Genomic DNA, 15,754 nt, shown 5'->3' on the forward strand with positions numbered 1-15,754 from the left:
CCAGCGTTCATCGGTTAGCATAAGTCTTGGCATGGCTTGAGGTTATGGTTACTTTTGGCGAAGCAAATTATAACGTCTTGTCATGCTGTCTAAAAATCACTCTCGAAAGATCAACAGACCCTAGTTTCCAACACATTTCTGTCCAATATTGAGTTTACTGATTGTTGCTATATGATTTAGAAGCAAAAAAACATTTTTAAGGAAGAAAATTAAGTGAAATTTGAAGTTATTCATGAAGAAAATAACGCGATTGTGGATGCGCTAGTAGACGGCGTTAGGCAATTTAATGCTGGGCTATTAGGGCCTGAGAAATCAGTGCCTTTGACTGTCATAGCACGTGATGAAAATGGCAAGTTAATTGGTGGTGTGGGTGGACGGACTATCTATAAAAACTTCTTAATCAATGTTGTCTGGGTTGATGACCAAACCAGAGGTACAGGGCTTGGGCATAAACTAATGGCGCTTGCCGAAGCGGAGGCTAAGCAACGGGGATGCCTGGTAGCTCAAGTGGATACCTTATCGATTCAAGCTCCGGTATTTTATGAAAAACAAGGGTTTGAGATCATAGGTACAGTCACCACTACACCTCAGCGCATCTTTCTGATGAAGAAGTATTGATCAAAAAAGTGGTTGAGGCAGGGGCAGAATAAGCGCACTCAGCAATGGTCAAAATGGGCGTTTTGCATGCACAGTAGACCAATCTGCTCTTGGGATAAAATGGCGCACTCTAGCGCCTTTTTCGTATTCGTGCGGCTGACTTGCGCATAGCTCAGTTGCATTATCGTCGCCGAATAGGCATTAGTTCGGCCGCAATCGAGCCAAATATAGCCTATTTGTACCCAATAGTGCGGCTGTTGCCCTGAGCCTGAAGCAAACTCGACTTCAAATCCCCTCGCCTCATGCCCATGCTGAGCACACTCAGATAAGATAACTCTCAAATTATCCCAAGCCGCTAAATTAACCTTCGCATAAGCTGTTAGCAATGCTTCAACAAATTGTGTACTCATGTACGACTCCCATCATTCACTGTCGCATTGGCTGCCATTAATACTAAAGCATACATATATAAACCTGAGCCACTGCAAACCAATTGGCGTGATTACAGCTGCGTTTTTGCAGCCATTAAATAGTAATCCCGCGCTGCTACGGTAAAAAAGTCCACTACCTGCATGTGCGCTTTTCCCGAGTGGGCGGCAAAGGAACGTTCATTATCTTCGGCAATAAAGGTCAACATATAGCTAAAATGCGGAGCAACTTGGCGACGAATTTCACTGACTAATGCCTCAAAAATCCCTTGTCCGCGGTAGGCTTGTTGCACCCAAATGGGCCCGTATTGGCAAGAGTTAGTTTTGGTTAATTTAGGCCCCTCCCAATCAAGTTGGGGTAAACGATTCAGTAAAGTGCGGTACATGGGCCAATGCTCAAAAAAGCCCCAGCGACCTGCGATGACATAACCCACCATTTTTTGCCCAACCTGCGCCACTACAACCCAATGCTTGTTTACTAGCTCAGTTAACTCACTATGGGAAAACGCTTGGCCTTGCAGCCCCATAGCGGCGGATGTTAACTCATCATTGAGGTGTTTTTTCTCTAGCATCGCTAATAAATCAATGTCTTGGGGTAAGGCTAATCTAATCTTCACAGCATTCTCGCAGTATCATTTTGGGGGGCACTTATCGCGGTAAGTATACAAGTTAAAAAATAGAGCCACAGCTAAGCCAAGGTTTTATTTACCGATATCGTCTTGGCGTTTAGCCCATTGGATAAATAGCACTACCGGATAAGGAGACATGAGCACAAGCCCTAAACCAATCAAGCTGGCAATGACTAACATCCCACTGATATCTAAGCTCCATTGAGTCAACATATACAGTCCAAGACCACAAACTAACATCAATACACCTAACCAATGTAAAAACTTCAACAAATTCATAGTATTTTTAATGCTATCCGTCATATAAACCTCTTTAGATTTTAAGCTAAACTTGTCACACTATGGCAAGAATAATGAAAAAGGAACCGCGACAATGTTAAAAAAAGCATTCATATTAAGTGCATTACTATTCGGGCTCACAGCTTGTGAGAGTGCTGATAGCGCTAAAACCGACACAATTCCATTGCTGGGCAGTTGGCATATTGAGATGGTGCAAGGTCAACCCACTATCGATTATAGCCCGGCACAAATCACCTTCGAAGCAGAAGGTCAGTTGCACGGCAACAACAGTTGTAATAACTTTTTTGGCCAATATACTCAACAAGGCCAAGAGCTTAAGTTATCTCCTGCTGGCAGTACAATGAAAGCCTGCGTTGATGCTTTAATGCAGCAAGAGCATAAAGTGATGCAAGCGATGCCGTTAGTGACCCAAGCCAAATTAGTCCAAGGTCGACTGACCTTACTCGGCAGCGACGACAAACCTTTGCTGGTGTTAAGCCAACTGAAATAAGCATTATGTCTCAATCGATTCAGGTCAAGCAGACGCGGAATCGATATAAGATAAATAATGAGAAAAACCGCCATCTGGCGGTTTTTTTATACTCAAAATACACTTTTGTCGCTATGACTTAACGGTTTTAGCTGCCGTATTTTCGAGAATGATATTCTGCTCTGCTAGCACAGCACTTTGCACCATATCGGCATTGTAGTGTTCCATATCGAGCTCATCCTCAGATTTGGCAATCACGGTTGTGGCCACTAAGTCACCCGAGACGTTTACGACAGTTCGCGCCATATCTAAAATACGGTCAATCCCCGCAATTAACGCCACGCCCTCTAACGGTAAACCCACAGTCGATAATACTAAGGTCAACATCACTAAACCGGCACCAGGCACGCCAGCAGTGCCAATAGAGGCTAAGGTTGCAGTCAAAATAATAGTGAGATAATCCACCCAAGTGAGATCAATACCAAAAGCCTGCGCCACAAAAAGTGCCGTCACACCTTGATATAGTGCAGTACCATCCATGTTAATCGTGGTGCCAAGGGGAAGTACAAAACTCGAAATCTTCTTATTAACCCCTAAATACTCACTTGCACATTTCATGCTAGCGGGTAACGTGCCGGCCGAACTTGAGGTCGTAAAAGCCACTGCAATGGCATTGCTGATCCCTTTGAAAAAATGCAAAGGATTCAACTTAGAAAACACGCTTAAGACAATACTGTAGAAACCTAATACGTGAATAATACAGCCAATATATACAGCAACAATGACCTTAAGCAGCGGCAATAACATCTCGATACCGTATTCACCCGCCACCCAAGCCATTAAGCCAAAAACCCCATAGGGCGCTAACTTCATCACCATATCGGTAAGTTTATACATGGCTTCAGCTAAGCTTTCGAATACTTTAATTGCAGGTTTTCCGTGGTCACCTATCAACACCAAGGCGATACCTAAGGCAACGGCAAACACTATCACTTGCAGAATTTGGCCGTTTGCTAATGCCGCAATCGGATTGGTCGGTACGATATCGAGCAGTGTCTGCATGACAGAAGGCACTTCTTTAACCACATCAGACATGCCAGAAGGTAGGGGTAAATTAAGACCCGCTCCTGGCTGAATAACATACCCGACAACTAGACCAATACTGATCGCGATTGCCGTGGTGCAAAGATAAAAAGCAAAAGATTTAAAACCAATTCGCCCCATCTTAGCGGTATCTTCCATTGAAGTGACCCCAACGATCAGCGAACAAAATACCAAGGGCACAATCAACATTTTAATAATGTTAACAAATAAGGTACCAATCGGTTTTAACACGGTCGCTTGCTCACCGAATATCACGCCGACCGTAATACCCAATATCATACCCACGAGAATTTGTAGCCACAAAGGTACTGACATCCAGTAGGACCATACACGGCCTAACGCTGACGACGTTTGTTTTGACATGTTAATAACCTTGAATTTGAAATGAAGATATGGCGAAATTCCATCCTTGGCAGGCGCTAATCGATTCCCCTAATTAGCAGAGCGCAGAGTCTAGCATAAAGGATAAAAATCTAAGGATGATCTGTATCACGTAAGAATCAACCGCCGCAAAATCAGCCAAATGTGTCAGTAAGGACGATTAAAACGCCTTAACTACGACGTTATCAACAGCGAACAACCTAAGCTGACACTAAGTCGACTGCGCTAATAGCCCCATTAGTAACAATCATATCAACGTGTATTTAGTCGTTATTGCTTTGTGCTTCATGCTAAAGTGGCGCTAAAAATCCCTCTATTAATAAGAGGAATATATGCCAATAACCGCCTAGGAGTAATATGTTAATTCGTAAAGCGAAAGCCCAAGACCTCACGGCCTTAGTGCAATTTAACCAAGCCATGGCCGAAGAAACCGAAGGTTTAGCCTTAGATGAAGCCACACTCACGCAAGGCGTGGGTACGTTACTTGAAAGCCCGCAAAAAGGGTTTTATCTCGTCGCAGAAATCGCCGGTGAAATCGTAGGCTCACTAATGGTGACATTTGAATGGAGCGATTGGCGTGCTAAGGATTATTACTGGATCCAAAGTGTGTATATTCGCCCACAAAATCGTCGCCAAGGTATCTATGGCAAGCTCTATAACGAAGTTAAACAACTGGCCGAAACCCATGGCGGCGCGGCAAGCTTTCGTTTATATGTCGAACAAGAAAACCTTGCAGCCCAGCAGACCTACCAAGCCTTAGGGATGAAGCAGAGTTACTACTTAATGTTTGAAGAAAAATAAGTGCTTTAAAATATTCACAAACATAAAAAAGGTCGAGCCAGTGGCTCGACCTTTTTTATAAATGGCGCAACAGCTTAATGCTGCGCGCCGACTAACATTCAAACCTAGCTAAAGAAGCCAAATACGATTGCTGTCATAGCCAGTAAACCCGCAATAACAACAAAGATATTACTAATACGGCCGCGATACGCTTTTAATGCTGGCACTTTATACACAGCATACATAGGCATGATGTACAGAATTGCAGCGATAATTGGACCACCTAAAGCTTCAATCATACCTAAGATGCTTGGGTTAATCACAGCCACAGCCCAGATAGTAAGGAACATAAAGCCTAAGATAAACTTGTCGATCTTCACATCAGAAACCGATTTACCACTTGAGCGTAACTGCTTAACAATCACACCTTTCATGCCTTCTGTCGCGCCCATGTAATGGCCGAAGAAAGAAGACACAATCGCGATAAAGGCAATAAACGGACCAAAGTAGCTTACAAAACCACTTGAATGTACGTTAGCTAAGTAAGACAAAATCGGTAGATTCTGTGCTTTAGCTTCAGCCAACTGGGCTGGCGATAACGACAATACACAAGAGAATACAAACAACATCACAAAGCCAACTAACATCATCGAAGTGTTACGTAAAATCACATCGGCTTTACGAGAAGCATTCGCGCCGTGGTCGCGTTTTAATGATACTGAAAACTGTGAAATTGCAGGCGAATGGTTAAAGGCAAATACTAACACAGGGATAGTCAACCAAACCGTTCCTAAAAATGCACCCGCTTCAGGTACCACTTGCAGCGCGTCCATTTTCCATTCAGGCATTAAATATAAAGACATAAAAGCTAAAATACCCACTAGCGGATACACTAAAAGTTGAGTCACTTTCAGCATAAATTTCTCACCAGCAATCATTACAGCCATCATACCTAGGATTAACACCCCTGATAAAATGAAGCGTGGTGGCGACGCCATACCTAACTGGTTAACGATAAAGCTATCAACGGTATTGGTAATACCCACACCGTAAATGAGTACTATCGGGTAAATGGCAAAGAAATACAAAACAGTAATCGCCTTGCCTGCACCAATACCAAAATGTTCTTCCACCACTTGGGTGATATCACTACCAGGAATACTTGATGAACACACAAAACGAGATAAGCCACGGTGGGCAAGATAAGTCATAGGGCCAATAATTATGGCCATTAGTACCAGCGGCCAAAAACCGCCCATGCCTGCGTTAATAGGTAAAAATAAAATTCCAGCACCCACTGCGGTGCCAAACAAGCTCAACATCCAAGTCGTATCTTGGCGTGTCCAAGGTAAGTGTTTTGCGGTGTTATTTTCTTGCGTGCTTTGAGGTGTTCCAAGAACACTGATCGCATCTTTTTGCATATAGAAGTTACCTTACATGTGACTAAACATAATAAATTCGCGCTAAGGATAACCAAAAAATGTCTATAAAAGTTGATCTGACACCGCTTAATGTAAGGGAATTTCATAATAAACTGATATTGGGATCTAGATCGCTGATTCAATGTAATAAAGCACCAATTTAACATCAAAAAATAAACACTAAAATCGCATTAAATCACAAATTTTTTACCAAAAACTCAATGGCGTGACATTAGGCGTGTGTTGATAAAAACAGCTAGGCGGACTTTGATCGCAAAAAACATCAAAACGTGACATCCCACCACAACCATACGCGGAATGGTGATCTAGATCACCACTGACAATGTTAAATTTTTACAAATAACTATCAGTTTTTACCCTGTATAAAAAACGGCTCACCACGAATTAAGCTTCACAGTGAGCCGTTAATGATAAACAAACGGCGAGCAATTAAATCTATCGGATTTAAGGTTTCTGTAAACTCAGCTCCGTTGTTGATAGCACGGCTGGCGCTATATCAGCCTCTTTGAACAACAGCGGCCTGAAACTTTTGTCACTCGAGTACAACAGACTTTGATCGGCAAAAGCAGGCGTTAAGATATTACTCGACTCAGAGTAGGTTAATATTCCCCGCGCTACAGGGCCCTCGTCGGTAAAGTGCACCGCCATCATCCAACTCGAGCCATAACGGATTTGGTATCCCTTCGCTGTTAAGCCTGAACTCATGGCTTTACCCGTGACCACGTCCATAACAGGTGCGTACTTGTGCTGCGGGATCAAAGTGTCATCGCCCGACAAACTGGTCGAGAACACGTTAAAGCCACCTTCAGTATTATGGCTACCCGGCCAAGGTAAACGTGTTCCACTTGGCGTTCCATCGGGCAGAGATTTTTCCACAAACTGCACCTCACCTAATGGTGCATCTAAGGCAAAGCCTGCCGCCTCAAGGTTAAGTGCACCGTAAGCCAAGGCGACTAATGCACTGCCATCGGCAGTTAACGTTTTAGGAGTTGTGGCGGCATTGGCAGGATCAAACCCTTGGGTCAACATCGTCGCTTGGCTAAACTGGTGAGCAAACTCACGCACTAAGGCGCCACCTTTACTGTCGTTATCTTGCTTACCATTCCATGCTTTTAACGCTGCACAAGCCGAAGTGACATCTTTTGATAAACTCGCTGACACCACCACAGGCGTGCTGCCTTGGGCATCACACTGGGCAATCAAGTCAGGCAGCACTAGCTCAGCTAAATAACTGCGATTCGACAGCACAGCCGCTTCGAGTTCTTCCAAACTAAACTTGCCATCTGCACCTGCAGCGTCCTGCATTAAGCTCAGGCCCATACGTGTACGCAACGACAATTGCCCCGCTTCTACACCATACATGGGCGAGAAATAAGTGAGTGGTTCATTTAAGTTTGTCGACCAGAATGAATCATTAGAGTTTTGCACAAAGTCAGTGCGCTCAAGTTTGGGGGCACGCTCATAGGGCGTTGGGCCATCAAAACTGAACAGCGAGGTGTTACCGGGTAAAATCGTAAACCCAGCTTTCGCCTTTGCCGCTTTAATATCTGGCGAGGTTTTGAGTAACACTACCGCCGCTTCTGATAATCCCGGTACGGTAGAATCGTCAATATAGAAGGCATTACCCTCTTTATCGGCGTACATAGTGTTATTAAAAATAACCCCGTCGTAATCTTTAAAGGCTTGTTGAAACTCTTCTTTATTGGTCGCCATATCCATTGCTAGCCAATGGTCGACAGGGTCCATATTGCCCATATTGGCATCTTGGAGCATAAAGGCGCCGCCATCATCCCAACCAAATGGCGCTAACGCGGCGGGTGCTTCAACCATAGGACCTTTTGCTGTGGTATAAATATCCTTCTCAGCTAACAGCATGCCCGCAGGGCCGCCATTGACTAAAATCGATACCGTCTCTTTGGTGATCGGCATCGGCTTACCATCAAACAGATATTGCATCCGATCGCCTGAGACTAACTCAAGGTTATACATCACAAAATGTTCGGCGGTTGAGAAGGTATGAGTCCAAGCTAAGTCTTTGTTAAAACCTATATTAATCAATCCAGGCATGCCCACCAACGAGCCGCCCATCATGTCTAAATGACCAGGAATAGTGATATGGGACTGCCAAAAACGCAGGTTGCCTGTATGCGGAAAATGCGGATTGCCCAGCACCATGCCTTTACCGTTTTCAGTTTTATCCTTACCTAAACCCCAACCGTTAGAACCTAACTCACCAGGATTAGTCTCTGGCGTAGTAATACGAGCCACGCGGGCAATCAACTTAGATTGCATATCGGCAACAAATGCCGTTTGGTCTTGGCTTGGCGCTGGCCCAACAATACGCGGCATATATTCCTGCGCATCCCCCGGGTTAGCGTAGAAAATCAAATCAAGAAAATTAGCGGCGCCCGGTAATAAGGCGATAGAAAACAGATACGTGACCACATCTTCTGGCACTATGGGTTTCACCCAAGGCTGACCACCACAAAAAGGTTCTGCCGTTTGTGTGCCCGCTTCGACATCAGCAAGATATTGGTTATAACCAGAGGTAAAACCTTGGATTAATGCCCGTGAGTTTTCACTAAAACTAGGCCACTTCTCTTCGGCTTGTGCTCTGATTTTTAATGCTTTATAGGCAAAGTCTGAAATCAAGTTGCCGTTGTCTTCAGCCGTGGGGAGGCCGGTCGTAAAATCAATTGACGCATGGGGGCCAAAGTACATTGAGCGTTGTGAGTTCGCTTTAATAAAACCATCGGCTAACACACATAAATTATCTTGCGCCTGCGCATAAGCACTGCCAAAGCCTAGGCTTTCTAGGTTATCGGCTTGGATATGTGGCACGCCGTAGGTGGTACGGCGAATACTGGCTTTAAGTAAACCATTAGGCGCAAAGGTTTGTAATTGGGTTTCAGGTTCGGTAGGCGTAGGGCTATCGTCACTATCGTTACAGCCAGCGAGTATGACACCGCAGGCCATTCCCATAGCGATCATGAGTTTGTTGAATTTCATTATTATTATCTCTTGGTTTTGATTCCTTCAATGACATAGCCTTACTGCCTTTCCAGACGAATGACTGAAGGAGCAATAGTTGCATGTCGCTTCCTAGTGCCTAAGCTGGCTATTTTTCCTCCCCTACTGTTGGCTTTTTTACTGAGCTTCACCAACGACTGTGGCAAAATAGAAAACCCAAACGCTTAGACACCTCAGACCATTTAAGCAATGATTCAAACGAGCGTCCACATTAAAAACTAAAATAAGCAACATATATGAAACAAAGTGTGCAGAAAAAAATAATTAACATAAAAGTGGGCTCTAAAAACCCAATTAAAATCAATGCAGCAACGACGGCGATGGCGCAACTGTTCCCCGATAGCATTATCGAAGTAATGGGTATGGATGCGCCTTCAGGCGTAGCTGCGCAGCCGATGACGGATAGTGAAACTCGCCAAGGCGCCATTAATCGAGTGCACTATTGTCAACAACAAGACACGCAAGACACCAAGGCTGATTACTACTTTGCCATGGAAGGTGGCGTTGATTGTTTCGACTTTGGCCCAGCCACATTCGCCTATATCGCTATTGGCCATAAAGACCAGCTTGCCATTGGCCGCAGTGCAATTTTACCTTTACCAATGCAAGTTTATCGGGCATTAGAAGCGGGAGAAGAACTCGGGGATGTCATGGATAGGTTGTTCAATACAATCAATATTAAGCAAAAAGGCGGTGCCATAGGTTTACTAACCCACGGCCATGCGACCCGTGAAAGTAATTACACCCAAGCGATTATTCTCGCGATGGCGCCACTGTTAAATCCCGATATTTACGCACTAAATTGTTAGCTATATGTTGCAAGCACCATTGAAGCCCGCTAACTTAGTTGTGACCTACAACCAAACCTATTCGACTATGGCTAAAACAGACGCAGTATCGACTCAAGGCTCAGTAATAATGGCGACGCAAGTTAAGCCAACGCCTCAAACTAGGCAAACGGCTGAGTTAGACTCATCCACAGAGCTCAGACACTTATCTCGCTATCTGGTGAGAAATTTAGGCATGCTCAACGCCGCCTTTGGGGATTTGCCCCTCTCGCCCGTGCAAGCACATGCTTTATTTGAGCTAGGTAAGCAGCCATTGACCATCAAGGAGCTGGCCTGCAAACTCAGCATCGATAAGTCCAATGCCAGTCGTGCTATTAAACATTTGGTTGATAAAAACCTTGCCCACAGTCAAATTCATCCTCGGGATAACCGCTGCTTAGTGGTGCAACTCACGCTCGCTGGTAAAAAATTACTCGTAAAATTAGATACTCAGCAAAATCAATTATTTCAAGAAATTTTAGCCCAACTGATCCCAGCACAAACTTCACAAATCGAAGAGGCTCTTATGTTATATAACCAAGCCGTACATAACGCCAAGCAGCAAAGTGGTTGTAAGATTCGCCAAGCCACAGCCCAAGATGATGCCACTATCGCCAAAGTCATCCGCGATGTTTCCGCCGAATACGGCTTAACCGCAGATAAAGGTTATAGCGTGGCCGACCCGACCTTAGATTGCCTCAGCCAGATTTACTCCCAAGCGGGCGCTAACTATTGGATTATTGAGTTAGAAGGCCGCATTTTAGGCGGCGCAGGCATAGCGCCATTAGCCAACAATAATGGCATTTGTGAACTGCAAAAAATGTACTTTATGCCCGAAATTCGCGGCAAAGGGCTCGCAACACGCTTAGCCTTAATGGCACTCGATTTCGCCCGCGAAACGGGTTATCAAAGCTGCTATTTAGAAACCACAGCCGCGTTAAATGAAGCCGTAAAACTCTATGAGAAATTGGGCTTTGTACATTTATCTGCACCGCTGGGTAACACAGGCCACGATGCCTGTGAAATGCCGATGCTGCTAGAACTTAATCAATAGAATACGAAGCAGAATTGGAGAAAGGCGTTCAGGAATAAATCGATGCTACCGTCAAGGGGAACAACAATGACTGCCATTGCTCCCCGACTTGACGCACTTTAGCTTTATTAGAATCCCCCTTAATAAGCGCGATGATAAAATCTATATCGTTAACCGTTACTAGGGCAACAATGCCAATCCTAACGACCCCTTGTGCGCTAGTATTTTAACTACTCATTTTTTAACATTTATAAATCAATATGCTTGTACGTTTTTGATGGTTTTTTGTATATGAAAAACGATAAATCGAATGTAATACATATAGTCAAAGAATTAAGGATAGGTGTTTTGTGGAACAACCGATAATAGGTTTCCATCTTGATGCAGAGAATCATTGGGTGGCGAAATTAAGTTGCGGTCATTTTCAGCATGTACGCCACAATCCTCCGTGGTCAGAAAGGCCATGGGTAATATCACAAAACGGAAGGACGGGTATGCTTGGCTTTAAATTGAACTGCAAGAAATGTGATACAGGCTCACCGCCAGACCAAGAATAAGTATGGTTTCGTTTGCCCCTGTAAGCCGTGCCTCACAAGCCACTCAAACGTAAGCAATATAGATCTATTGTCCTAGATGCTTTAGCCCCAAAGCTAGTTATATTTTCATTACTATTTTTCCAGTGACTCGACGTCTATTTCTTTTAAGAGAAGCATCCCTATAGGCTCGACGGCATCTGCTGCACATCGATGTACGAATGTTGCGATCACATGGAGTGAATGAGCAACCATGTCGCCAGCGGTCACTGCTGCAACAATGCCAACCCTTATCAACCCTCTAGCTGTTCACTTAGCTAAAAAACTATTGTTCCAAAATGGGTTTCACAGCTCAAAAGGGAAATAGGCTAAGTAAAGCTTTGCCTATAGAAAAGTTGATGTGAAAGGATCCCGTTCGACCTAGAAGTTATGCATGTCCCATCTTTCTGTCCCATCTTTCGATTGCGGCCTTTCGGCCGAGGTGAATCAAAGTCGTGGGGCTTCACCCCACACCCGACCAAGGAGGACTGCTCGTCCTATCCTCCTTGGATTCTCCAAGACGCCCCTAACGGAGTTGAAAGCTCCTTAGGCATTAAGCGTCCTTATGCTATCGCGTCAGACGCTCGTCCCTGATTCGACTGACGCTATCTCGGCATCCATGCCTCGCTCACGCAACAAACGCAAATGCCCTGCGGCAACTCCGAGGGTAGGGGGAACTTCTGTAGCCTCTGTGTTGGCTGTTAATCCCAAAAGAGTTACGCATGTCCCATCTGTGACCCAAAAACAGACTGATGCCTAACAACACTTTTAGAAAATTTAACAATGGGTGCCTCAATAAATTTGTAACTCGCCGTCTATTTCTTTTAAAAGAAGCATCCCTGAGGCTCGACGGCGACATCCATGTCGCCATCGGTCGCTGCTACAACAATGCCAATCTTAACTAACCCTCTAGCTGCTCGTTTAGCTAAAAAGTTATTGCCCCATTGCGAGTTAACAAGGTATATCAGGGCCAAGACAAGAATCGATAAATAAAAAAGATGAAATACTATAAAAGCCACCTTAAAATGTGCAATCAGAACAAGCAATTAAGCGGAAAACTGTACAAAATATCACTACCGTTAAAAAGCAAATTCCTATAGCATAAAACATACCGATTAATATGGACGTGGCATCGGTCAGTCCAACAAACGATTTATGCTTTGCAAACAGGACAAAGCATAAATACTAAAATGTTAGGCGTATATTCACTGTTGAGTCAGCAACTATTTTTTAACTAGAGAGTTATTATGATGAGTGTAATTTCTGAGCGACATGTTTTTTCGTTTGAAGGAGGTGATCTGCTAACTACGATCGGTGCTACCTTCTTAGTTTCGTATCTATACCACAAGCATATTGATTCAACTCATAATAACTGGGCTAAGATAAAAACTCAGAAATCACGTATTAGTACGATCAATCGTTCAGAGGATTATCATCTTAATTGGCTAAAGCACATAGATAATATGAGTGAAGCCAATCTAAATAGAAATACTTTGGGTTTAGTTGCTCCTAATATAAAAGAAATGGCTTTAGAAATAATACTAAAAATGTAAATACTCAGGTAATCCGGCGTTAGGCAGCAGAATGTGTTTGAGGATCTGGTTTGAATTTAGAAGAAAAAAAAGTGATTGATAAGTTGATCAAAAATGCGGAACAAACCGCCGGAAGATATACTCATCCAATATTTACGGTCGGTCACAATAGTAAGCCAGACTTGATAGGTACATCTGTAACAATAGAGCTAGATAACAAAATTTATTTATTAACAGCTGCACACGTATTAACTAGCGCTGCGTCAATGAATATTATAGCTATAGGTTTGGAAGGAAAGATCACCCCCATAAGCACGGAATGGTTTTTTGCCGAACAGCTTGATGGTGTCGAATTTGACGTAGCATTTACTGAACTTAGTGCTGAGCTTGCGGCTGAAGTGAAAGCGTTGCCAAGTTCTAACCTGTTACATACAGAACCTAAGCAAGGAGAACACTTTTGTCTTGTAAATGGCTACCCCTCGTCTAAAAATAAGCCAAGCAAAACCTTAAGGCAATCTACAAAATATGCATCTAAATCTTATTCGTTTGTCTCCTACCTAAATTACGACTTCGATCAATGGGATGACGTTAACAAAGATCCGGAGTGGCACTACTGTAGTGCCCATGGCAGAAAGCAAGGCAACCAAGCCCCTTTAAAGCCTAATGGTCTTAGTGGTGGTGGCCTGTGGGTAATTCCTAATATTGCTGAGCCTAAATTATATTTAGCTGGTGTGTACATAGAGCACTACACACATAAAAAAGTTTCATTCTCCACGAGAATAGACAAAGTCATTGAGACTATTATATTAAAACGGCCTAACAAGTCCTTAAAATCGGATTCGAAATAGTTGACTCGGTTTCGCTTCGCTTCACATTTTGGACAACTATTACTCACCGCTTATGGCGGCTTTACACATAGAAAATTTAACCTGAAACTCACAAATTAGAGTTAATGTTCTAACTTGGAAATATCCCAAAGTATGTTGCGTATGTCTTGTAAATCTACAGATTACGCGAATGCTCGAAAGGTGCGCCATGGTGATTGGCGAGACGACCGTCCGCCCCATGGACGGGGCGGTCGAGCATCCACGGATGGACTAGCTGCGTGTCGATGAGTGAATGCCATGGCGCACCAGTATGAGTGGACATCAGCGAACGCAAAGTGCCTAATAACTGAAGTTACAGAGTACTCTGCTGTACTAGCACGGCACAATTTTCCACCACTCTTTTATCCAAAAGCGACTTGCGTTTGATTTAAGGCCTTCCCCCACCTAATACGTCAAATCCCCCAAAACACCTCAGAAAATAAAACTCGCGTTAAGTTACCTTGACACGAGTTTTTAGTTTCAAGCTTTAACAGCTAATTGAAGCTCTGATTAGGCTCTAGCTTAAGTTTAATGGCTAATCACCAAAGTCATCGAGTAGGATGTTTTCTGGTTCAACGCCTAGGCTTTCAAGCATCTTAATCACTGAAGAGTTCATGATTGGAGGACCACACATGTAGTACTCGCAGTCTTCTGGTGCCTTATGATTTTTAAGATAATTATCATAAATCACATTATGAATAAAGCCGGTGTAGCCAGTCCAATTATCTTCAGGCAAGGGCTCAGATAACGCCACATGCCAAACGAAGTTTTCATTCTCAGCCGCTAGGGCGTCAAAATCTGCTTGGTAAAACACTTCACGGGTTGAACGGGCGCCGTACCAGAAGCTCATTTTACGTGTGGTTTTTTTGCTCTTAAGCTGATCGAATATATGTGACCGCATAGGCGCCATACCCGCACCGCCGCCGATAAACACCATTTCAGCATCGGTCTCTTTTACAAAGAACTCACCAAATGGCCCAGAGATGATCACGGTATCGCCCGCTTTCAGACTGAAGATGTAAGATGACATTTTACCCGGCGGTACACTAGCTGAAGGCGGCGTTGCAATGCGCACGTTCAGCATAATGCGGCCTTTTTCATCGGGGTAGTTGGCCATAGAGTAAGCGCGCAACACTTCTTCGTTGACGGTAGAGACAATGTCAAACAGGCCGTATTTATCCCAATCGCCACGGTATTTTGTTGGAATATCAAAATCAGCGTATTTCACCACATGGGCGGGTGCTTCAATTTGAATATAGCCACCCGCTTTGAAGCGAACATCTTCGCCTTCGGGTAATTCGAGTAATAACTCTTTGATAAAAGTTGCTTTATTATCGTTAGAGATCACTTTACATGGCCACTTTTTCACCCCAAAGATTTCTTCGTCGATCTCTAGCTCCATATCGGTTTTCACTGACACTTGGCAAGCAAGACGACAACCTTCTTTGGCTTCTTTCTTGGTGATATGACCCATTTCGGTCGGTAAAATATCCCCACCGCCCGATTTAATGGTCACGCGGCACTGGCCACAGGTTCCGCCGCCGCCACAGGCTGACGGAATAAAAATACTCTGGCTTGCTAACGCGCCGAGCAACTTGTCACCCGCCGCAACTTTAATGCTTTTTTCAGCGTCGTCATTAATGCCGATAGTGACTTCACCCGTTGTCACTAATTGTTTTTTGGCGAGTAGAATCACTATCACCAACAGACACACTACAAGCGTAAACATGCCTATGCCAATTGCCATTTCCATCGTATTACCCT

At 44.0% G+C, this 15,754-nt stretch carries 15 protein-coding genes; 8 read left to right on the plus strand and 7 right to left on the minus strand.

The features are described from left to right. The first annotated feature begins 213 nt into the window (after window positions 1–213). Window positions 214–618, plus strand: coding sequence for a GNAT family N-acetyltransferase (locus tag ACRN9H_RS14605; RefSeq protein WP_011845882.1), 405 nt, complete (start codon window positions 214–216; stop codon window positions 616–618). Window positions 619–656: 38 nt separating this feature from the next. On the opposite strand, the gene ACRN9H_RS14610 is transcribed toward ACRN9H_RS14605, so the two are convergent. The 3 genes from ACRN9H_RS14610 to ACRN9H_RS14620 all read right to left on the minus strand — a co-directional run bounded on the left by ACRN9H_RS14610 (window position 657) and on the right by ACRN9H_RS14620 (window position 1,957). Further along, window positions 657–1,007, minus strand: coding sequence for a hypothetical protein (locus ACRN9H_RS14610; RefSeq protein WP_432314746.1), 351 nt, complete (start codon window positions 1,005–1,007; stop codon window positions 657–659). Window positions 1,008–1,099: 92 nt separating this feature from the next. Continuing rightward, the gene (locus tag ACRN9H_RS14615; RefSeq protein WP_432314748.1) at window positions 1,100–1,642 is read right to left on the minus strand and encodes a GNAT family N-acetyltransferase; all 543 of its coding nucleotides are present in this window, start codon (window positions 1,640–1,642) and stop codon (window positions 1,100–1,102) included. Between the two features lie 84 nt (window positions 1,643–1,726). After that, window positions 1,727–1,957 (minus strand): hypothetical protein, encoded by a 231-nt coding sequence (locus ACRN9H_RS14620; protein WP_220774811.1) that lies wholly within the window; start codon window positions 1,955–1,957, stop codon window positions 1,727–1,729. A gap of 70 nt (window positions 1,958–2,027) precedes the next feature. Here ACRN9H_RS14620 and ACRN9H_RS14625 point away from each other — a divergent pair, with 70 nt between their 5' ends. Beyond that, window positions 2,028–2,444 carry an META domain-containing protein gene (locus ACRN9H_RS14625; protein ID WP_432314750.1) on the plus strand — a complete coding sequence of 139 codons (417 nt, stop codon included), beginning with the start codon at window positions 2,028–2,030 and terminating at the stop codon, window positions 2,442–2,444. Window positions 2,445–2,555: 111 nt separating this feature from the next. On the opposite strand, the gene ACRN9H_RS14630 is transcribed toward ACRN9H_RS14625, so the two are convergent. Then, the gene (locus ACRN9H_RS14630) at window positions 2,556–3,890 is read right to left on the minus strand and encodes a dicarboxylate/amino acid:cation symporter (RefSeq protein WP_432314752.1); all 1,335 of its coding nucleotides are present in this window, start codon (window positions 3,888–3,890) and stop codon (window positions 2,556–2,558) included. A 375-nt stretch (window positions 3,891–4,265) separates the two neighbouring features. Between ACRN9H_RS14630 and ACRN9H_RS14635 the strand changes: the two genes are divergently transcribed. Then, entirely contained in the window at window positions 4,266–4,709 is a 444-nt protein-coding gene (locus ACRN9H_RS14635; RefSeq protein ID WP_432314754.1) for a GNAT family N-acetyltransferase, read from the plus strand. 104 nt (window positions 4,710–4,813) lie between these two features. On the opposite strand, the gene ACRN9H_RS14640 is transcribed toward ACRN9H_RS14635, so the two are convergent. Both ACRN9H_RS14640 and ACRN9H_RS14645 read right to left on the minus strand, forming a co-directional pair. Then, window positions 4,814–6,109 carry an HAAAP family serine/threonine permease gene (locus tag ACRN9H_RS14640; RefSeq protein WP_432314756.1) on the minus strand — a complete coding sequence of 432 codons (1,296 nt, stop codon included), beginning with the start codon at window positions 6,107–6,109 and terminating at the stop codon, window positions 4,814–4,816. Window positions 6,110–6,574: 465 nt separating this feature from the next. Continuing rightward, complete coding sequence (locus ACRN9H_RS14645; RefSeq protein WP_432314757.1) at window positions 6,575–9,139, minus strand: acylase; 2,565 nt, start codon at window positions 9,137–9,139, stop codon at window positions 6,575–6,577. 269 nt (window positions 9,140–9,408) lie between these two features. Here ACRN9H_RS14645 and yjjX point away from each other — a divergent pair, with 269 nt between their 5' ends. The 5 genes from yjjX (at window position 9,409) to ACRN9H_RS14670 (ending at window position 13,972) form a co-directional block, all read left to right on the plus strand. Next, the gene (gene yjjX / locus ACRN9H_RS14650) at window positions 9,409–9,969 is read left to right on the plus strand and encodes an inosine/xanthosine triphosphatase (RefSeq protein WP_432314853.1); all 561 of its coding nucleotides are present in this window, start codon (window positions 9,409–9,411) and stop codon (window positions 9,967–9,969) included. Between the two features lie 4 nt (window positions 9,970–9,973). Beyond that, window positions 9,974–11,041 carry a bifunctional helix-turn-helix transcriptional regulator/GNAT family N-acetyltransferase gene (locus ACRN9H_RS14655; RefSeq protein ID WP_432314759.1) on the plus strand — a complete coding sequence of 356 codons (1,068 nt, stop codon included), beginning with the start codon at window positions 9,974–9,976 and terminating at the stop codon, window positions 11,039–11,041. Window positions 11,042–11,418: 377 nt separating this feature from the next. Beyond that, entirely contained in the window at window positions 11,419–11,577 is a 159-nt protein-coding gene (locus ACRN9H_RS14660; protein WP_432314855.1) for a DUF3565 domain-containing protein, read from the plus strand. A 1,262-nt stretch (window positions 11,578–12,839) separates the two neighbouring features. After that, complete coding sequence (locus ACRN9H_RS14665; protein WP_432314761.1) at window positions 12,840–13,145, plus strand: hypothetical protein; 306 nt, start codon at window positions 12,840–12,842, stop codon at window positions 13,143–13,145. 50 nt (window positions 13,146–13,195) lie between these two features. Then, window positions 13,196–13,972 (plus strand): hypothetical protein, encoded by a 777-nt coding sequence (locus ACRN9H_RS14670; RefSeq protein WP_432314763.1) that lies wholly within the window; start codon window positions 13,196–13,198, stop codon window positions 13,970–13,972. A gap of 553 nt (window positions 13,973–14,525) precedes the next feature. On the opposite strand, the gene nqrF is transcribed toward ACRN9H_RS14670, so the two are convergent. Then, on the minus strand, window positions 14,526–15,743 hold the full coding sequence (gene nqrF, locus ACRN9H_RS14675; protein WP_432314765.1) for an NADH:ubiquinone reductase (Na(+)-transporting) subunit F: 1,218 nt from the start codon (window positions 15,741–15,743) through the stop codon (window positions 14,526–14,528). Between the last annotated feature and the right edge of the window lie 11 nt (window positions 15,744–15,754).

It is taken from the genome of Shewanella sp. MF08487 (assembly GCF_050848685.1).
GTDB lineage: Bacteria > Pseudomonadota > Gammaproteobacteria > Enterobacterales > Shewanellaceae > Shewanella > Shewanella glacialipiscicola.